This window comes from Staphylococcus nepalensis (assembly GCF_014635045.1).
Taxonomy (GTDB): Bacteria; Bacillota; Bacilli; order Staphylococcales; family Staphylococcaceae; genus Staphylococcus; species Staphylococcus nepalensis.
Window position 1 is genome coordinate 288,230 of the sequence record NZ_BMCF01000003.1, and the last position, 20,858, is coordinate 309,087.

Sequence of the window (20,858 nt, forward strand, 5' to 3'; positions counted from 1 at the left end):
TTGATCGAGTAGAAAATCTTTAAAGCAAAATAAGTGTCTGAGCAACACACTGTTATTTAAGTTTTTAATTTCATTATAGATAAAATAGATTAACGATTTGAATATAGCTCAAGTTGTTAACCGTTTTAACAGAATATCACGATCTCCAAAAAGTAGTACAATCTGCTTTGTCTTCAATATTGAATTGAATGATAGACTTTAATAATGAATAATCAACATCTTGAGACCATTTAATACGGAATAAATTATTGGTTTGCGAATAAGCAGACGCATCAATTTGTTTTGTGAACTTAGCTATTGCTTTAGCTTCTGGTGCTACTGAAAAATGTTGTTTTGATTTACTGAAAGCGATGATAAACGTACCGTGGTGTGTAAACATAGGCTGGTGCCATTTTACAGTGGTTTCAAGTTTAGGAAACGTTTCGGAAACCCAGTTGAATATGTCTTCCATAGTTGCTTTTTGTTTGTCATTTTCCAGTGATTGTAAGAAATCATTAAATTCAGTCATAAAAAACGCTCCATTCTTAATTATTGATTTTTAGCACATGGCTTAATCATACTATACCAATGTTGCATAAATATATCGATTCAGAGAATAAATAGACAAAATGAAATAACAGATAGTCAGTATAAATTTATTTATATTAAGTTTTCAATTCACCCTACTAATGTAGGATCGCGGTATCTTTTTGGAAAATATAAACTTATCTTCTTTCTTCAACAATTTAAATAAAAAAAACACTTTCGTATAGGCGCATTGTTAATGTAAATGCTACGAAAGTGTTTTTTAAATCCTATTATGATAGGTCGTTTATTTGTACCATTGTTTAAGTAATTGCTGTATTTGATTTATTTGTAACATAATCGATGATCAAACCAATAATGAGTAATATAATAAATGGTACTAACCAAGCTAATTGAATATCAGCTAATGGTAAGTGCATGTATAGCACGTTAAGCAATTTAAATAAATTAAAATCATTTAGTATTTGCAATAAAGAAATGATCAATGTTGCAATAGTTGGTATGATAAAGCTATATTTCATTTCAAATGGTATAAAGATACTTAACAGTGAAATGAGCACTAACACGATAGACGTTGGATAGATAAATGTTAGTAAAGGCACCGCAATTTCTAAAATAAGCTCTAAACCTAATGTTGATACAAGAAAGCCTAATAATGAAAAAATGAGTACAAATACTTTATAAGAAATTTTTGGTAATTTTTTCATAGCGAAAGCAGAACAAGCATTTACAAGCCCGATACACGTTGTTAAACAAGCTAAGATTACAATCACGCCGAAAATTAAGTTACCGAAAGTGCCAAACACACGTAAAGAGTTAAAAGTTAAAATATCCGTGCCATCTTTAAAGCCAGCTTGATCTGTTGTTGCACCTACATAAGCTAATGCGAAATAAATGATTAATAACAAAATCGCAGAAATAAAACCAGCTTTAACTACATTTTTAACAAGTAATTTTTGGTTATTGACGCCGTTCAATTTAAAGCTTTGAACAATCACGACAGAAAAGGCTAATGCCGCAACGAGATCCATTGTGAAATAACCTTCTAAAACACCAGAAATAAGAGGCGTTTGAGCGAAATCACCGCCAGATTCACCAATTGAGCCCTCAGGATTAATGATGACTAAAATACATAAAATCGCAATAATACAAATTAAAATAGGTGTCAGGTACTTACCTAAATTGTCTATAATACGGTTTGGGTATAGCGCGATTAAATAAACAATTAAGAAAAAGACTGCTGAAAATATAATTAAAGTAAATTGGTTATGTACCGGCAAAACGTTTCTTGTCCCGATTTCATAAGCGACATTTGCGGCACGTGGAATACCGTATAAAGCGCCAATAGATGCATAAATACAAATAGCAAAAATAGTGCCAAATAAAGGATGTACTTTATTACCAATACTTTCAACACCGCCATTCATATAAGCAACGACAATAACAGTTAAATATGGTAATAGAATACCAGTAATTGAAAATCCTATCATTGCAACCCACATATTTTCTTGAGCTGTATATCCTAACATAGGTGGAAATATGAGATTTCCGGCGCCAAAGAAAAATGAGAATAACATAAGACCAGAAATCAGTATGAGTCTATTCATTTTTAATACCTCTATTATTTATATAATTAATTGTTGCAAAACATACATTAATATAACATAAAAGTTATACGAATTCAATGAAATTTCAGAAAATTAAACACTTGAAATTGGTCAGCATAGCTGTGTATAAGTATTTATATTAAATACTTAAACCTTGTCATATCATATGATAAAGAGGACATAGCATAATTACCTATTGAGCTCAATTCAAAAAAATGTTATAGTAGTTCCTATGTTACATAAACGCTTTAACGTGATAAAGTTTAATGAAAAAATAAAGGATGTATGGACTTATGCATAATGAATCACAATGGAAGTCTTCGATGGGCTTCATATTAGCGAGTGCGGGCTCTGCTATAGGATTAGGTGCAATGTGGAAATTCCCATATATGGCAGGCATATATGGGGGCGGCGCATTTTTATTAATGTTTTTAATATTTACATTGTTTGTGGGTCTTCCATTATTAATGATGGAGTTTACAGTAGGTAAAATGGGCAAAACCTATACAACTAAAATTTATGAAAAATTAACAAATAAAAAATGGTTGAATATTATTGGTTGGAACGGTAATTTGGCTGTATTTATATTATTTGGATTTTATAGTGTTATCGGCGGTTGGATTATCATTTATATTTTCAATGTGGCGCTTCAAATATTGTCATTGAACGCAGGCCAATTAGGACAAATTCAATTTGAATCGATTATTAGTAACCCATGGTTAACAATCGTTGGTCAAGGCATATTTATTTTATTAACGATGATTATCGTCATGATGGGTGTAGAAAAAGGATTAGAGAAGGCATCCAAATTTATGATGCCATTATTATTTATCTTTTTAGTTATCATAGTAACTAAGTCTTTATCTCTTGAGGGTTCATTTGAAGGATTGAAATATATATTACAACCACGTGTAGAAGACATATCCATTGAGGGCATCTTATTTGCACTTGGTCAATCTTTCTTTACACTTTCCTTAGGAACAACAGGGATGATCACCTATGCTAGCTATGCGTCCAAGGAAATGACAATTAAAACATCGGCTATCTCGATAGTAGCGATGAATATTCTTGTTTCGATACTAGCTGGTTTAGCTATATTCCCTGCGATTTCAGCTTTTGGTTATAGTCCAACTGAAGGCCCGGGTTTATTATTTAAAGTATTGCCAAAAGTGTTTGATCAAATGGCATATGGTCAAGGATTTTATTTAATCTTTTTAATATTATTCTTATTTGCAGCATTGACGTCTTCGATTTCATTACTTGAACTCAATGTCTCAAACTTTACGAAAAATGATAATTCAAAACGTAAACCTGTGGCATTTTATATGAGTTTGCTTGTTTTTATCATCAGTATTCCAGCGACATTATCATTTGGAAGTTTGAATCATATCAAGTTTGCTGCAGGAACTATTTTTGATAATATGGACTTTCTTGTTTCTAATATTTTAATGCCTTTAGGTGCGTTAGGCACTACGCTTGTGGTAGGTCAATTATTAAATAAAAAAGAGTTAAAAGCACACTTTGGAAATGATAGATTTAAATTATTTATACCATGGTATTATTTAATTAAATTTATTTTACCAATTGTAATTATATTAATATTTGTTGTGCAATTTATATAGAAATAAACCCGTGCGAACGTCCCCGTTTATTAAGTATTCATGGAATGTGATCTGCTTAGTAGAAGGGGGCGTTTTATTTGATAAAATGTCAAATCAACGCAAAATATATGTTTAACATTTATATTGTTGACTATATTTTGTGGTTTTAGTATAATTTAACCAAATTATTTATTAAAAATTGAGTATAGTTTAAACCACCTATTTTTAATAGATAATTATTTTTTTATATTTTTGAAAGCGTTTTCTATTGAGGAGGTTAAACGTTATGAAAGCAATTATTGGTAAGTTTTTTGAGTTAATTCCACGCTTTATATTGAATTTGTTCATTTAGGGAAAAAGAAGCTTATTTTAATCGTCAAAATTTATTAATCAAGAGGTGCTATGTATGGAGCCAAGCAAAAATAAGTACAGTATTCGTAAATTCACTTTTGGCGCATCATCTATTTTAATAGGTTCATTGTTATTGATAGGTATAGATAATAGTGTACAAGCTGCAGAGACAAATAGCCAAATGAGTGAAATTGAGCGTCAAAATGACAAGGATAATATTGAGGGAATTAAAAGTAGTGGGGCGACAGGGGATGCACAAAGTCATATATTGGTTAATGAAAAAAATGGTTTGAAGAATGATGAACAAACTTCAAGTGAACACAGCTTACATAACGATAAAACGAATGTTGAACTGGAAGACGTGGGTGAAGGGACATTAAACAAAGAAGCCCCAGAATATAACGAGAATGACAGAAACAAAGCAGAAGCCTCGAACGAAGTAGGCCAGGAAAATAATGAAAATGAGAGAAACAAAACAGAAGCCTCGAACGAAGTAGACCCGGAATATAACGAAAGCGATAAAACTAAAACAGAAGCCTCGGACGAAGTAGACCCGGAATATAACGAAAGCGATAAAACTAAAACAGAAGCCTCGGACGAAGTAGACCTGGAATATAATGAAAGCGATAAAACTAAAACAGAGCCATCGAACGAAGTAGGCCCGGAAAATAATAAAAATGACAAAAACAAAACAAAAGCCTCGAACGAAGTAGACCCGGAATATAACGAAAGCGATAAAACTAAAACAGAAGCCTCGAACGAAGTAGACCCGGAATATAACGAGAATGACAAAAACAAAACAAAAGCCTCGGACGAAGTAGACCCGGAATATAACGAAAGCGATAAAACTAAAACAGAACCATCGAACGAAGTAGGCCCGGAAAATAATAAAAATGACAAAAACAAAACAGAAGCCTCGGACGAAGTAGACCCGGAATATAACGAAAGCGATAAAACTAAAACAGAAGCCTCGAACGAAGTAAGCCCGGAAAATAATAAAAATGACAAAAACAAAACAGAAGCCTCGGACGAAGTAGACCCGGAATATAACGAAAGCGATAAAATTAAAACAGAGCCATCGAACGAAGTAGACCTGGAAAATAATGAAAATGAGAGAAACAAAGTGTCGGCAGTTGACGGAAGTACCATGCAATCGCATGTAAATCAACCAGTTCAATTTGAAGATTTAAAAAACAATCAAATAGGCAGTAAAGAAAGACAAAGCGATAAACAAAAAGATGAACAGGACAAAAATTTAACTTTACTTAAGAAAAATGCAATGGCAACTACAAATAATCAAACCGAGCAACAAACCTATGAAAAAGCAGAAGAACAACCTACAAAGAAAGCAAAACAAAGTCAATATAACAACGAAGATCCTATTATTTTAGTACATGGTTTTAATGGATTTACAGACGATATTAAGCCTTCAGTTTTACCTCATTATTGGGGCGGCGATAAATTAAATATCCAACAAGATTTAGAGCAAAAAGGTTATAACACGTATGAAGCAAGTATCGGGGCTCTTAGCAGTAACCATGACAGAGCAGTAGAGCTGTATTATTACATTAAAGGCGGCACGGTAGATTATGGTGCTGCACATGCTGAAAAATATGGTCATGATCGCTACGGAAAAACATATGAAGGTGTATATAAAGATTGGCAACCAGGTCAAAAAGTACATTTAGTAGGTCATAGCATGGGCGGCCAAACGATTAGGCAAATGGAAGAATATTTGCGCAATGGCAACTCAGAAGAAATTGAATATCAAAAACAACATAGTGGAGAGATATCTCCTTTATTCCAAGGTAATCATGATAATATGATTAGTTCTATTACGACATTAGCTACACCACATAATGGCACACATGCTGCAGATGAATTAGGAAACGAAGCATTAATTAGACAAGTAGCATTCGATTATACAAAATTAAAGGGTAATAAATATTCAAACGTTGATTTTGGTTTAGCACAATGGGGGTTACAACAAAAAGACGATGAGACGTATAGTCAATATGTTAATCGCTTAAAAGATAGCAAATTATGGACCACAAATGACAATGGTTTTTATGATTTAACAAGAGCAGGCGCCACTGAATTAAATAAAAAGACATCATTAAATCCTAATATTGTTTATAAAACATATACAGGTGAATCTACCAGAGATGGACTATTTGGTAGACAAAAATCAGATATTAATATGTTTTTAGGTATGGTACTTACAGGTAATGTGATTGGAAAAGCAGCAGAAAAAGATTGGCGTGTGAATGATGGGCTGGTTTCGACGATTTCTGCTCTCCATCCATTTAATCAGAATTTTGTTGAAGCTTCGGATAATATCAAAAAAGGTGTTTGGCAAGTGACACCGATTATGCATGGCTGGGATCATGCAGATTTCGTTGGCCAAGATAACAATGATACGAAGCGTTCACAAGCAGAATTAAGTCAACTTTATGAGCAAATTGCATCAGATTTAGTGAAGAATGAAGCGTTAGAAGCTTAACATAATGAAATAAGTATATTTAAAGAAAGTGAGGAGAAAATGATGAGTGGAGATTTCTTAGATCTAATAGGTTCATTATTCAATATTATTAAGACTTTATTTTCATAAATAATAAAATATGATATATAGCGCTGAATAAAAAATAATTGCGTTGACTAATAAGATACGTGGTGCACTTTATGATCCATACACTTAGTCAATTTCATTTAATATTAAGAAGCATCTTGACCACGAAATATAAGCAGGAGGATAGGAAATCAAACGGAATGTTTTCGGTTTCTTATCCTTGTTTTTAGAGAAAGGGTATGATGAGCATAGCATTTTCACGTGGTGAAGTGATAACTATAGACGCATTTCTAATGAAAGAATTATATTTTTGGAAATATAAAGAACTTAAACAGAAAGCTAAAAAATAGAATCCTCCTATATTAAAGCAAAATACATGACTGAAAATGAATTTCGAGAATACGTAAAAAAACCATTGCTATATTTCAAATAATATTGAAAGCATGTTGGCAATCGCAGTTGATGGGCATTTTATAGGCACAGTAAATGTTTATTGAATTGATGAAAACACGAATTGGTTAGAAGTAGGCGTTGTAATTTCTGATAATAATGATTGGGAATCTGGCATTGGCACAGAAGCTTTTAAAATATGGATAGATTATTTATTCAAACAAAATTTTATACATAGGCTGGGTATTTCAATTTGGTCTTGTAATAGACGGAAGATAAAGCTAGCTGAAAAAGTAGGCATGCAAGAAGAAGTATGTATTCGTGAAGCTAAAACAGTCAATGGTTGATACTTTGACGCGATTAAAATGGGTGTTTTAAAAATAGAATGGTAAGATTGAACAACTCAAAACATACTTTCTAATTTTATGAAGCTAGATACAAGATAGATATCAAATTTTTGAGTAACATGGCTTGTCTTGTTAGAATATTAAGATTTAGAAAAGCAGAACAAAAAACTAAATTCACGCAACATTACTACTAGGAGCAAGTGGATTATATGCGTTTTATAAGTAGTGTTTTTAAAGGTAATTACTAGAAAAATGCTATAAATCTATTTATCAATGGAATCAAAAAAGAATCTGATACATGGCGTATCAGACCCTTTAGAGAGATTAGAAATTATTTGCCTGTGAATAAACCAACGATTTTTTTGATGATATCAATGATAAAGCTCATGTATCTCACCTCGCTTTTATTTGTTAACTTCACTATAAAAGAATTGTGCAAAATTTTGTTTGAAAATCCCTGAATAGCAAAAAATTATTCTGAAATGACAATTAATAAAAAAATAAAACAATAGAGAATTCAAAAGTGTTCTAGATAGCTTTATATTTGAGTACCATATTATTTAACAAGTTATATTGGTTTTAAAGTAAGATTCAATAATGTTTTTAAAATGAAAATGAAGAACTTAAGAAAGAGAAATTATATAAGTTACTTTGAAATAAAATGTTTCAAAATTTAAAATTCGCTTTTATACAGATAAAGGCAAATGAGTATATAAAAAATATTATAGTTATTAAAGAAATACAAAAAGCATTACCATCATATATAAATTTGATGATAATGCTTAAAATATTGATCAATTAATCTGTAATCGCCCCTTTAGAAGCAGATGATACGAGTTTAGCATATTTTGCTAATGTACCGCGTGTTTCTTTTAATGCAGGCGCTTGCCATGCCTTGCTACGACGTTCTAGCTCTTCATCAGGCACGTCAAAACTAATTTCTAAATTTTCAGCGTCAATTGTTATGATGTCATTTTCTTCAAGTAGTGCCATAGGTCCACCAACTTGAGACTCTGGTGCCGCATGGCCTACTACAAGGCCATGTGAACCCCCTGAAAAACGCCCATCAGTTAATAATGCTACAGATTCTCCTAATCCTTTACCTACTAAAATGGAAGAAGCTGATAACATTTCCGGCATGCCTGGCGCGCCTTTTGGTCCAGCATAGCGAATGACTACCACATCCCCAGGTTTGATATCATCTCTCAATATTGCTTTAGTTGCTTGTGTTTCAGAATCAAACACTTTAGCAGGCCCTTTAATATATGTGACACTTAAACCTGAAATCTTAGCTACTGCGCCTTCAGGTGCTAAATTTCCTTTCAAAATTACAAGTGGTCCAGTAGGATGTTTCGGTTGATCAAAATCAATGATTTCTTTATTGTCAGAAAGACTTGGTTGCTGTTCTAAATTTTCAGCCACTGTTTTACCTGTTACAGTTAAACAATCACCATGGATTAAACCATTTTCGTGTAGTAACTTCATAACGCCTGGCACACCACCGACTTCATCAAGGTGTGCCATAACGTACTTACCGCTCGGTCTTAAATCAGCGATGTGCGGTACGCGTTTACGGATTTTTTCAAAATCATCAAGTGTCAAATCTACGTCGATTGTATGGGCGATAGCTAATAAATGTAAAATGGCATTTGTAGAGCCACCAAGCGCCATGACTACAGTGATAGCATTTTCAAATGCTTCTTTAGTCATGATATCTTTAGGATAAATGCCTTGTTCTAATAAATGATAAACAGCTTTCCCTGCTGCACGGCTATCTTTAGATTTATTTGTAGATACAGCTGGATGTGACGCGCTTCCAGGTAAACTCATGCCCATCGCTTCTATAGCAGAAGACATCGTATTGGCTGTAAACATGCCTCCGCACGATCCAGCTCCAGGACATGCTGCACATTCTACTTTATGTAATGCTTCTTTATCTATTTCTCCATTGTTGTATTGACCCACGCCCTCAAATGCGGATACAGCATCCAAATCTTTCCCATCTAATTTTCCGGGTAATATGGTACCACCATATACAAAAACAGCTGGCAGATTAAGGCGGGCGATACCAATCATACAACCTGGCATATTTTTATCACAGCCACCAATTGCTACTACGCCATCTAAATTTTCAGCACTGACTACAGATTCAATTGAATCTGCGATGATTTCACGACTGGGGAGTGAAAAGCGCATGCCATCAGTACCCATAGAAATCCCATCTGAAACTGTAATGGTGTTAAAAATTAATGGCGAAGCACCTGCTTCACTTATACCACGTTTAGATGCACGTGCAAGACCATCAATATGCATATTACAAGGTGTAACTTCGCTCCAAGTACTAGCGACGCCAATCATTGGTTTTTCAAAGTCTTCATCTTCAAAACCAAGTGCTCTTAAATATGCGCGATTTGGCGTACGACTTATTCCTTCGCTAATTACTTTGCTTCGGATTCGCAAATCTTTTGGTTGTTCATTATGCGATTTTTCTTTACTCAAATAATCTCCTCCAAAAATCAAATATCTATATATTGTGAATAATCTGAAAAATTAAGCTATAAAATATCATGTTTGATGATATATGTAAAAAACATATTATTGAACCAAATATATAACATGGTACTTTTATTAATTTTACTGAATTTTTGTATAACTGTATAGACATATACAATATCTATTTATGTAGTTGATGTCAATATTAAAAAGTTGTTTATCGTGTGCGTGACCGTTTATTATATGAGTTGATAGCAAATATATTAATGAAAAGTGTACATTGATTTAAGCGTGTATGAATGAAACAGTCATACACACTTATAGATTGTAAAAAATAGGGCTCGTATGTTTTTTGATCATATTTTTAACAATATAGTTTGAAATTTATCGAGTGGTTTGATGTGCAACCTTATTTTGAATGGAAGTAAGCATAATAGGATTTTGGAGGGTTCGTATGACGGATTTTAAAGTATTAGAAAATTACCTGAGCATCGATCATCAATCGTACAGTGATATTAATTTGGAAACTTTAAATCATTATATTGGTAGTTATGTGCTCAATGTACCTTTTGAGAATATAAATGTTCAAAATAGACAGCCTATCGCGTTAGATAATAAATCCATGATAGAAAAAATTGTTGATGAACACAGAGGTGGTTTTTGTTACGAACAAAACAGGTTATTTTATCAATATTTAAAAGCTAAAGGTTTTGAAGTATATATAGTGTCTGCGACAATTAAAAACGGCTCGAGTTGGGCTATGGAAGGTTCACATATGGCATTGATTGTGATTTTAAATCAGAAAAAATATTTAGTGGATGTTGGCTATGCTGATGTACCAAAAGCAGCAATCCCTGTTTCATCCCCAGATACAATAGTGGATGATGTGAATGGTAAATTTAAAGTAAGTAAAAAGGATTTTCAAACATTTGAAATGAAAAAAGCAGTCCAAAAGGATTGGCAAATACAGTATCAATTTAAAGATAATCCCAAAGTATTGGATGATTTTGCAAAAGGCATTGCGTTCAATCAATATAATGAGGAATCAATATTTTTACAAAAACTTATTATTAGCAAAGCTAAACCATATGGTAGAGTGACAATGTCCAATGACCATCTTACGATTACAAAATATGGACAAAAAGAAAAGTTACGTGTCACACGGCAGAATTATAAGCAATTTTTGCAGCGATTTTTTAATATAACTGATATTAATATACAGACGTTAGAATGAAATTTATGTATCGCCTCCTATATATTTCAACAAAATAACAAAAGTTTTGTTTTGTAATAATAATGTCATACAAATTATATACAAAATGATTAAATTGAATTGTATAATAGTAAGAGTCATAGACATAAAATGTATCGGATTTATATTGGGAGGTATACATAAGTGCGAAAAAAAATAATAGCGACTGCAATTGGGACAGGTGCGTTAGCGGCTTTTAACGCTACCAGTGCAGATGCTGCTACAACGTATAAAGTTAAAAGTGGAGATTCACTTTGGTCAATAGCAAATAAATATAATATTTCAGTAGCAAAGTTGAAGTCTTTAAATCATTTGACGTCTAATGTGATTTTTCCAAATCAAACATTGAAAGTTTCAGGGTCAACAAGCTCTAATACTTCAACTAGTGGTTCAAGCAGTTCAACATATACCGTGAAGTCAGGAGATTCATTATCATCTATTGCTGCTAAGTACGGAACAACGTATCAGGATATTATGCGTTTAAATGGATTGTCAAATCACACTATCTATCCTGGCCAAAAATTAAAAGTATCTGGTTCGGCTGACACAAGCGGTTCAAATACTTCAGGTAGCACGAACGGACGTACGATAATTTATACGGTGAAATCAGGTGACTCATTATCAGTCATTGCAGCAAGATATGGAACAACATATCAAAAAATTATGAGCTTGAATGGTCTTACAAATTTTAACATTTATCCAGGTCAGAAATTGAAAATATCTGGTACAGCTAGTTCAGGTACATCTACGGGTTCAACTGGGTATCAAACACCAGTATTTAATCATTCTAACTTGTACGATTGGGGACAATGCACGTGGCACGTATTTAATAAACGTGCTCAAATTGGTAAAGGTATTAGTACATATTGGTGGAATGCTAATAACTGGGATAATGCTGCACCAGGAGATGGTTATACTGTAGATCACCGGGCGACTGTGGGGTCAATCTTACAGAGTGATATGGGGTATTATGGTCATGTAGCATTTGTAGAATCTGTAAACTCAAATGGCAGTATTACTGTTTCTGAAATGAATTATAGCGCTGCGCCAGGTGTTGTTACATATAGAACAATACCTGCGTCTCAAGTAAGTTCATATAAATATATTCATTAATGAATTGAGATACATTGAACAAATGTAATAAATAATAAAACCTTCACTGTTTTCATTAAATAAAATGAAAATAGTGAAGGTTTTTGCTTTTTATTACAGATAGATACATCATATTAAAATTGTTTGCTTTATAAATGTAACAAGTGCGCTATAGTATCCATCGTCTTATTTATTGGCGTTTTATAATTTATGGTTCATGACGTAATGACTTAATACGTTTTGCAGTTGATAACAACGTGCTTGCAAGTGTAAATGTTGAAAAGATTTTAGCGAACTTCTTAGGTGATTTTAAGGCAGTATAAAAATCTAGTAGCGCACCAACACTTGTAATAGCCATGCTAACATAAAGTAATTTTTTATTTTTGGATTGATATGCATACCAGTTAAAGCCTTCTACAGCAATACCTGCAAAATTGATTGTATTAGATATGCGGTTAAGTTTTGATTTTTTAGCCATTTGTGAAGTCCTCCGTTTATAAAATAGATTGATTTATTATAACATTAATCGTAGAGAAGTCTGTAGTGAAAAACATTAATGAGCGACACACAGACGTTTGCTTGAATAACGGGTTATGGTAACATAAGCGCTGAAAGAAAAAAATAGTTTGCATTTTAGTGAGATGCTTGTCTAGGGAGATGTTAACGATGATAAAATGTGTATGTTTAGTAGTTGAGTCAAACGATAAGTTGTTATTAGTACAAGCAAGACATCGGAAGAAGTACTATTTTCCAGGTGGCAAAATAGATCCAGGTGAATCAATGGTACAAGCTTTGAAAAGGGAAATAAACGAGGAGTTACAATTAGATATCCCGGCGTACACATTTCGCTATTTAGGTACAGTTATAGGAGATGCTTACCCTCAAAAAGATACTAAAACAGAGCTGAATTGTTTTTCTACTACGCTAGATATTGAATGGTCATCGATTAAACCAGCGCAAGAAATAACTGCATTAAAATGGTTTGATAAAAACGAGTCTGAGCAGATTGCGCCTGCTGTAATAACATGGATTGCATTTTCAAAACAAAAAGACTTAAGCTCTGAGGTTATCTTGACGCCCTATGATTCGTCGTTACATGATGATGTAGCAAACTTGAATATAACGAAAGACGACCGAAAATTCACAAAAACGCCTTTGGAAAATATTGAACTAGCTATGCACGATAAAGAACGTCATCCAACATTAGTATATAACGTTGAAAAGCAATGTATTGGTTTCTTTACCTTGCATGGAGGCAAGGGCGTAGCGCCATATACGGAAAATCCTAAGGCGATTTTTTTTAGATCGTTTAGTATAGATTATAAATACCGTGGCATGGGGTATGGAAAACAAGTTATACAAGCATTACCACAATATGTTATGCAAAATTACCCAGACATCAACGAGATATACTTAACGGTGAATACCGATAATACTAAAGCACGAACACTTTACATGCAATGCCGATACCAATATATCGGTGATGATTTGTTAGAAGGGCGACCCGTCAATATTCTGAAGAAAAAACTGTCAAATTAAGTCAATGAGAAAGCATGACAGCATTCATATTTTTCTAAAATGAATTTCATCCTCCCTCAGAAGTTTAATGACCAGGGAGAAAGAATATGAGCGTTAAAGTTCGCGGGTAAGTGTCGCTAGCATAACAATTGATAACCTTTTTGTATTAACTATACCCTATATATACCATACTTGTGACTAAGTTATAATTATGGCTCAGTCACTCTATAAAACGGATGATTTTTACTTTGTTTACGTAAAATCATCCGTTTTTCTATATTTAATTAAGTAGCTGAGTGAATTAACTTTTCTATATAACAACCTTCAATGTTAAATCCACTCACAATATAACTTTTTGTGAAACGACGAAGCGCTCATAACTGGTTAAATTTAAAACATTTTAACATTTATTGTATATTCAAAAAATTTTATTTACTTAATATTCAAAGGATTTCATTAATTTTAGGATGCTTGGTTCGATGTCTCACAATAATGTATTTTTTAAATATTAGTAAAAACATAAGGTAATAAGTCTATGTATATTTTTTAACAGACAATCAGCAATGGTTATATATGTAATTTGAATTTAAAACATTAACTTTTTAGATTTAGGTAAACCTAAAAAATATTGTCATATAGGCTAAAACATGTCAGAATTGTAAATGTAATTTTAAGAAAGGGTTAAGTTAATGTTAAAAATAATAAAGAGATTTAAAGCGCGTTTTAAATATTTGGACTTAGGCATTTTATGTTGTTTTATAATTTTAAGTATTATTGGTGTCATCATGGTTTATAGTGCAAGTATGGTTTCGGCTTCAAAGGGGTCTTTGACTGGTGGAGCATCGATAGAGGCTAACTTTTTTATGAAAAGACAATATATTTTTGCTATTGTGGGATTTATTTTAATGCTGTTTATCAGTCTGTATTTTAATATTAACGCATTAAAAAAAGCAAACACCCAAAAGTTTTTAGTTCTAAGTACAATCGTATTACTTTTCCTAACGCTTTTAATTGGTAAAGATGTGAATGGCTCAAGGAATTGGATTAACTTAGGATTATTTAGTGTTCAGTCTTCAGAATTTTTGAAATTAGTAGCTATTTTTTATCTTGCATTTATTTTGGATAAACGGTTAACAAACAAACGAGATTATAAAATTAAAAACTTAGTTCCCCCACTAGGTATTCTAGGTGTCGGTTTAGTACTTGTACTCATGCAAGGTGATTTAGGCGGCACGTTACTAAGTGTTGCAATTATCGCTTCGATATTAATGTATTCTGATATAAAAAATAAAATCAAAATTCAAATATTAGCTGTTACATCTATACCAACACTCATATACATATTTTATACATTGGTTTTTGATTCTAAAAATTTATATAGAATGAAACGCATCAAAGTAGTTTTAGACCCATTCAAATATGAAAATGGTGATGGGTATCAACTGACCAATGCACTTGTATCTATTAGCAATGGCGGTATTTTTGGACGTGGATTAGGTAATGGAATTCTAAAATTAGGTTACTTACCAGAGCCGCATACAGATTTTATTTTCACAGTTATTTCTGAAGAATTAGGTCTTGTTGGCGTACTACTCATATTATGTATGTATGGTTACATTATATTTAAAGGTTTTATATACGCTAATAGAACGAATAATCACTTTTATAAACTGATATGTATCGGCGTGGTTAGTTATCTATTTATGCAAATATTTATTAATATGGGTGGCGTTTCAGGATTAATACCGCTAACGGGTATCACCTTACCATTATTAAGCTATGGAGGGTCGTCTATGTTGAGCGTTAGTATCGCTTTAGGTAGCATGTTAGCCGTTATTAGAGAAATTAAAAAAGAGGAGCGTTACAAATGAATAAAATATATGTCTCAATATTATTATATTCGGGGCTTATTCTGCTTATATTATCAATAGCAAACGGATTTATGTTCAATATAGATGTTTACGTGCATCACTTTTTAAAACAATATTTATCGAATGATTCAATTGCACAAACACTGAACGTTATAGCTCATATTTTTTCTCCGTTCAATTGTTTATTATTTGTGTTAATTATTCTGGCTTTCCGCTTTTTTATAAATAAAAAGCAATTTATGCTATATGGTTTTTGGAGCTTTTCCGTTTTTTTTATTGGAACAATATTGAAGTATACAGTTGGACGGTCAAGACCCTCTTTGCAATTTGATGGTTATAGTTTTCCGAGTATGCATGTACTAAGCGTGAGCTTATTAGTCAGCTTAATTATTTTTATTACGAAAAATAACTGGTTTAAAAGTATTGGCATTGTATTAATCGTAACGATGATGGGGTCGAGAATTTATGTTAATGCACATTATTTTTCAGACACATTAGGCAGTTTAATTATAATCACAATAATGATAATGAGTTTGAAACTAGCAGAGGAAAGGGGGGGACAATATGAAACTAACAAGAAAAGGTAAGGTATTAATTATCATATTGGTCCTTGTATTAATCGTTTTAGGATATTTTACTTATAAATTGATCCATTTAAACCAATCTATACATGACCCACAGAATACTGGAAAAGAATCGAAAGCAACCCAAGAGAAAATAAAAGCAAAGAAGCCAATTTCTATCGCGATATTCGGCGTTGATTCAGATGTAGAGCGTGAAGCAGACAATATGGGTCAGCGTACAGATACACTACTCATCGCATCTATCAATCCTGAAAAGAAAGAAACAAAATTGATTTCTATACCTAGAGACATGAGTAGTGATATCCCAGGCGTGGAAGGTAATGAGAAAATTGCACATGCATACGCTTATGGAGGTCCTAAAGTAGCCATGGACACAATTAGACAAAATCTTGATGTACCAATAGATAGTTATGTCACTGTCGATATGGATGGATTTAAAAAAATGATTGATATCTTTGATGGAGTGAATGTCACGAGTAATGCCACTTTTAATTATAATGGCTCGAGTTTTAAAGAAGGCAAAAAAGAGAATTTAAGTGGTGATTCAGCGTTAAATTATGTAAGAAGTCGTAAAGAAGAAGGTGCTGGTGGCGATGAAGGCCGCACAGCAAGACAACGACAAGTAATTGACGCATTAGCTCAATCTGCTCGTGAATCTTCAAGCATATTTAAACTAAATAAAATACTTAAGGTGAGTGAAAAAAATGTGAAAACAAACCTTAATGTGGCAGACCTGAAATCGTTATATTCAGGTTATAAAGAGGCGGTGCAATCGATGGATAAAATGTCTATTGATGGTGAAAATTTAATAGAATCGGATGGCGTTTGGTATTTTGAACCAGACCAAGCAGATATGACTGATAAAGTGAATGAATATAAAAGCAACTTAAAATAAATTATGATACGTGAGCACGTATTTTTACATTATGGCAATAATAGAATTTATATGCCATTCATATTCAAGAAAAATACAAATGTTAAAATAAAATAGCCTTTCATTTTTGAATGAAGGGCTATTTTTATTTTGAAAATCTTTTGGTTTTGGATAAATATGTTTGACCGGGTGTGTATTTCTAAATTATAATTTTTCGGTCATATTCGTCATCTGGGCATCGCCAGTATATTATAAAATCTATATGATGATATTAATACAGACGGAAACAAGCCGCACTAACCATTTTATATATTGTTTACTTAACTGCGTAGTGTCCGTTTGCGCATACAAAAGGTATATCCGTTATGACGATGCATTAATATAGTTTATAAATTTTTCTGCATCAAGCTTATTTAAATTTTTAATAGGAAAAGTACCAATACTAAAACGCATTGTTAGCGTATCATCATCTAATTGAACATTTTCTATTTCATCATAACGGATATTTCTATAATAAAATTGGCCATCCATATCTACATTTAAGATAAGACGTTCATTTGTTGCAATATAAGCAGCATCATATGTTTTTACAATACCGTTGATAGGGTATTCCATTTTCCCTAAAATGGCAGGTCCTTTTTTCTCAGTTGGAAATAAATCTTCTGGGTTTACGTTATCTAATATCATATAATCACCTTTTCCTTTTATATTAGTCCGCGACATCTAAGTCCACTTCATTAATATCAATGCCCATAGCTTCGGCTACACCTTGACCATATGCTGGATCGGCTTTATAGCAATGTCTAATATGACGGTGTTTCAATGCGTCGGTAACGGGTCTCATTTCATTTGCAGTATTTTTAAATAATGTTTGTTGTTCTTCAGATGACAATAGACGGAATAATTTACCAGGTTGTTCAAAATAATTATCATCATCTTCACGGAAGTCATATTCATATGCTTGTCCTTGGATATCTAAAGCTGGTTTTTTGTATTGTGGTTGATCTTCAAATGCACCATTACTATTTGGATAATAATGTGTACTAGCGCCCTGATTATTATCTAAGATACGCATTTGACCATCTCTACTAAATGGACATATGTTTTCTATACCGACGCCTTTAGGTTGATTAACTGGAATTTGCCAATGGTTAACACCTAAACGGTATCTCTGAGTATCTCCATATGAAAATAGTCGGCCTTGTAACATTTTGTCTGGTGAGAAATCTAAACCTGGGACGATATTTGTTGGTGCGAATGCAGCTTGTTCAACATCTTGGAAATAGTTTTCAGGATTTCGATTTAATTCGAATTCACCAACTTCAATTAATGGATATTCATCTTTATACCAAACTTTAGTTAAATCAAAAGGATTGTCTTTATGGTTACGGGCTTGTTCTTCTGTCATCACTTGGATGTACATTTTCCATTTAGGGAAATTGGCTTGTTCAATATTATTAAATAAATCTCTTTGAGAAGAATCTCTATCTTTAGCCATCACTTGTTCGGCTTCTTCTGCAGAATAGTTCTCTATACCTTGTTGTGTTCTATGATGGAACTTAACCCAAAAACGTTCGCCTTTATCGTTGTACATAGAATATGTATGAGAACCAAAACCATGCATATTTCTAAAGCCTTTAGGGATACCACGATCTGTCATTAAGATTGTAATTTGGTGCAATGCTTCTGGTAATAAAGTCCAGAAATCCCATTGTGCTTGTGGATCTTTCATATTTGTTTTTGGATTACGTTTTACAACGTGATTTAAGCTAGGGAATAATTTAGGATCTCGGAAGAAAAATACTGGTGTATTATTACCAACTAAATCCCAATTGCCTTCGTCTGTATAGAATTTTAAAGCAAATCCTCTGATATCACGTTCTGCATCACCTGCACCACGTTCTCCAGCTACAGTTGAAAATCTGGCGAACATTTCAGTTTGTTTACCAACTTCAGCAAAGATACTTGCGCAAGTATACTTTGTAATATCATTTGTTACTGTAAATGTTCCGAATGCGCCTGACCCTTTCGCATGCATGCGGCGTTCAGGTATGACCTCTCTATCGAAATGAGCCATTTGTTCAAGAAAATAAATATCTTGCATTAATAAAGGACCTCTTGGGCCTGCTGTCATACTGTTTTCTCTATCTGTTACGGGCGCTCCAAACAGCCCTGTTAATTTTTGTTTCATTTTATATCTATATCTCCTCTCAATAGATGTGAATACTATTGTAATAATTACTTTTTGATAATTATTCTAATTTATTATAGCAGTAAAAACGTTAAAATGTGTGTATAAATAATGAACAAATAATTCTAATTGATAATTTAAAACGATAAGTGAAAATTATACTTAATTTAATTCATTTTTAATAAAACAATTATGTTTATTTAAATATGTAACTCTGATATGGTTAGATATTGATTGTTAAATAGATTAAAAATGACATTGTCATATTAAGGAAATGATTTTTATGAATGTATAAGCCGTAGCATTAAAATGTTTTAAAGTATTAGATGGATTAATTAGCTAATGCATAGCTTAAATCCAATCGTGCTATATTTATCTGAATTTAAAAAAATTTAGTTGTTATCCTCATTTTGGTTTATTCAAAAAAACAGCACAGCGTGTTGATTGCTTTCCGAAACCATACGTGTAAGTTATGTACAAGGTAAAAAGGGTACCATAGTTGAAGGTATTTTAGTAATAGTATCAGCTGCAATGTGTGCGTGGGTTATGCTTTGTGCGAGCTTAATTCGTCAATAGTTAGCATGACTAGAAATCGTAGAATCAATCCATTTTTATTAAAATCATATCTTAAAGTTGAAAAATAGCTATCAACTTCGGCACTTCACATTTGATGTGGGGTGTTTTTCTATGTATACCAATAACGTCATCGTGGTGTCCGTCTATTATGAGGAGCAACAATTTAATGGGAGGTTAATTTATGAATATACAGATAAACAATATCAGTCCATTTAATATTATTTGTGAAAGTATTTATGAAGAAACGAAACCTTTTACATATCATGGATTGATAGACTATGGGAGGGCGTATTATTATTTGAAAGATACGTCATTAGACTATATTTCCACAAGTGTCATTACTCGATACGAAAAAGGCGATAAAGACGCATTTAAATCTAGATTTGCTCATTTTGGAGAGACTGAAAAGATTTGTATTGAGAAACTAGAAGTCATCTCTTCATTTGAAAATAAAGGGGTTATGACTATTATGTTTTGTGATATTATGTTAGCACTTCTAACTAGAAGTTTAGCGAATGAAAACCATATAGAAATCAAATTTATAAACACATCAGATTTAATCAAAAATGGGGAAATAGTAAATGTGTATCATAGTGTGTTACCTAAATATGAATTGACGTTAGCGCAACCTAGTAGTTCGAGAATATCTTTAGAAGGTAGACGTACTAAATCAAATATTGATTTTTACCAAGATGTTTATTATATATTTCCTGTAGAAACTAGAGAAGCAGATATAAGATATTATACAGAGCTACGAGATAATAAAATTGAATTATTAAATCAAAAATTAAAAACGCTTTAAATATCTAATTTTATCAAGATGCAACCTTTATAGAAAAGGACGTACGCATAAATAAAGATTGTGACATTAAAAATGCATAAATAAAGTAAATTTGCTTAATAAAATGATCATAATAGATTATTAAACGAATAAAGCGCAATTATGATAAGAAAATCTAAAATAAAGCTGCTGATTTCCTATAGGGTTTAGGAATCAGCAGCTTTATTCTGTATATA

16 protein-coding genes are annotated in these 20,858 nt (G+C 32.4%); 10 read left to right on the forward strand and 6 right to left on the reverse strand.

Going from position 1 to position 20,858, the window contains the following annotated elements; genetic code table 11:
• Positions 1-136: 136 nt before the first annotated feature.
• Together IEU88_RS06955 and brnQ are read right to left on the reverse strand one after the other, a co-directional pair.
• Positions 137-508 (reverse strand): iron chaperone, encoded by a 372-nt coding sequence (locus IEU88_RS06955; RefSeq protein ID WP_096811000.1) that lies wholly within the window; start codon positions 506-508, stop codon positions 137-139.
• 319 nt (positions 509-827) lie between these two features.
• Positions 828-2,132 carry a branched-chain amino acid transport system II carrier protein gene (gene brnQ, locus IEU88_RS06960; protein ID WP_103373017.1) on the reverse strand — a complete coding sequence of 435 codons (1,305 nt, stop codon included), beginning with the start codon at positions 2,130-2,132 and terminating at the stop codon, positions 828-830.
• A gap of 293 nt (positions 2,133-2,425) precedes the next feature.
• On the opposite strand from brnQ, the gene IEU88_RS06965 reads away from it, so the two are divergent.
• The 3 genes from IEU88_RS06965 (at position 2,426) to IEU88_RS13690 (ending at position 7,390) form a co-directional block, all read left to right on the forward strand.
• Positions 2,426-3,754 carry a sodium-dependent transporter gene (locus tag IEU88_RS06965; RefSeq protein WP_103373016.1) on the forward strand — a complete coding sequence of 443 codons (1,329 nt, stop codon included), beginning with the start codon at positions 2,426-2,428 and terminating at the stop codon, positions 3,752-3,754.
• A gap of 385 nt (positions 3,755-4,139) precedes the next feature.
• Positions 4,140-6,587: a YSIRK-targeted triacylglycerol lipase gene (gene lip / locus IEU88_RS06970; RefSeq protein WP_103373015.1), complete on the forward strand. Its 2,448-nt coding sequence runs from the start codon at positions 4,140-4,142 to the stop codon at positions 6,585-6,587.
• Between the two features lie 563 nt (positions 6,588-7,150).
• Positions 7,151-7,390: a GNAT family N-acetyltransferase gene (locus IEU88_RS13690; protein ID WP_255312551.1), complete on the forward strand. Its 240-nt coding sequence runs from the start codon at positions 7,151-7,153 to the stop codon at positions 7,388-7,390.
• A gap of 798 nt (positions 7,391-8,188) precedes the next feature.
• On the opposite strand, the gene ilvD is transcribed toward IEU88_RS13690, so the two are convergent.
• A complete protein-coding gene (ilvD, locus tag IEU88_RS06980) occupies positions 8,189-9,889 on the reverse strand; it encodes a dihydroxy-acid dehydratase (RefSeq protein WP_103373204.1) in 1,701 nt (566 codons plus the stop codon).
• A 448-nt stretch (positions 9,890-10,337) separates the two neighbouring features.
• Here ilvD and IEU88_RS06985 point away from each other — a divergent pair, with 448 nt between their 5' ends.
• Together IEU88_RS06985 and IEU88_RS06990 are read left to right on the forward strand one after the other, a co-directional pair.
• The gene (locus tag IEU88_RS06985) at positions 10,338-11,117 is read left to right on the forward strand and encodes an arylamine N-acetyltransferase family protein (protein ID WP_103373203.1); all 780 of its coding nucleotides are present in this window, start codon (positions 10,338-10,340) and stop codon (positions 11,115-11,117) included.
• Positions 11,118-11,279: 162 nt separating this feature from the next.
• Positions 11,280-12,248, forward strand: a complete 969-nt coding sequence (locus IEU88_RS06990; protein WP_103373202.1) for a LysM peptidoglycan-binding domain-containing protein — start codon at positions 11,280-11,282, stop codon at positions 12,246-12,248.
• Between the two features lie 187 nt (positions 12,249-12,435).
• Here IEU88_RS06990 and IEU88_RS06995 read toward each other — a convergent pair whose 3' ends face one another.
• Complete coding sequence (locus IEU88_RS06995; protein ID WP_096810993.1) at positions 12,436-12,705, reverse strand: hypothetical protein; 270 nt, start codon at positions 12,703-12,705, stop codon at positions 12,436-12,438.
• A gap of 188 nt (positions 12,706-12,893) precedes the next feature.
• On the opposite strand from IEU88_RS06995, the gene IEU88_RS07000 reads away from it, so the two are divergent.
• From IEU88_RS07000 to IEU88_RS07015, 4 genes are all read left to right on the forward strand, one after another.
• Entirely contained in the window at positions 12,894-13,766 is an 873-nt protein-coding gene (locus IEU88_RS07000) for a GNAT family N-acetyltransferase (RefSeq protein ID WP_103373201.1), read from the forward strand.
• Between the two features lie 668 nt (positions 13,767-14,434).
• The gene (locus IEU88_RS07005; protein ID WP_103373200.1) at positions 14,435-15,616 is read left to right on the forward strand and encodes an FtsW/RodA/SpoVE family cell cycle protein; all 1,182 of its coding nucleotides are present in this window, start codon (positions 14,435-14,437) and stop codon (positions 15,614-15,616) included.
• Positions 15,613-16,203, forward strand: a complete 591-nt coding sequence (locus IEU88_RS07010; protein WP_103373199.1) for a phosphatase PAP2 family protein — start codon at positions 15,613-15,615, stop codon at positions 16,201-16,203. The genes IEU88_RS07005 and IEU88_RS07010 overlap by 4 nt, the downstream gene beginning before the upstream one ends.
• A complete protein-coding gene (locus IEU88_RS07015; protein ID WP_103373198.1) occupies positions 16,181-17,095 on the forward strand; it encodes an LCP family protein in 915 nt (304 codons plus the stop codon). The genes IEU88_RS07010 and IEU88_RS07015 overlap by 23 nt, the downstream gene beginning before the upstream one ends.
• Positions 17,096-17,437: 342 nt before the next feature.
• Here IEU88_RS07015 and IEU88_RS07020 read toward each other — a convergent pair whose 3' ends face one another.
• Together IEU88_RS07020 and IEU88_RS07025 are read right to left on the reverse strand one after the other, a co-directional pair.
• A complete protein-coding gene (locus IEU88_RS07020) occupies positions 17,438-17,761 on the reverse strand; it encodes a PH domain-containing protein (RefSeq protein WP_103373205.1) in 324 nt (107 codons plus the stop codon).
• Between the two features lie 22 nt (positions 17,762-17,783).
• Entirely contained in the window at positions 17,784-19,265 is a 1,482-nt protein-coding gene (locus IEU88_RS07025) for a catalase (protein WP_103373197.1), read from the reverse strand.
• 757 nt (positions 19,266-20,022) lie between these two features.
• On the opposite strand from IEU88_RS07025, the gene IEU88_RS07030 reads away from it, so the two are divergent.
• Positions 20,023-20,643 (forward strand): hypothetical protein, encoded by a 621-nt coding sequence (locus tag IEU88_RS07030; protein WP_103372593.1) that lies wholly within the window; start codon positions 20,023-20,025, stop codon positions 20,641-20,643.
• Positions 20,644-20,858: the final 215 nt, after the last annotated feature.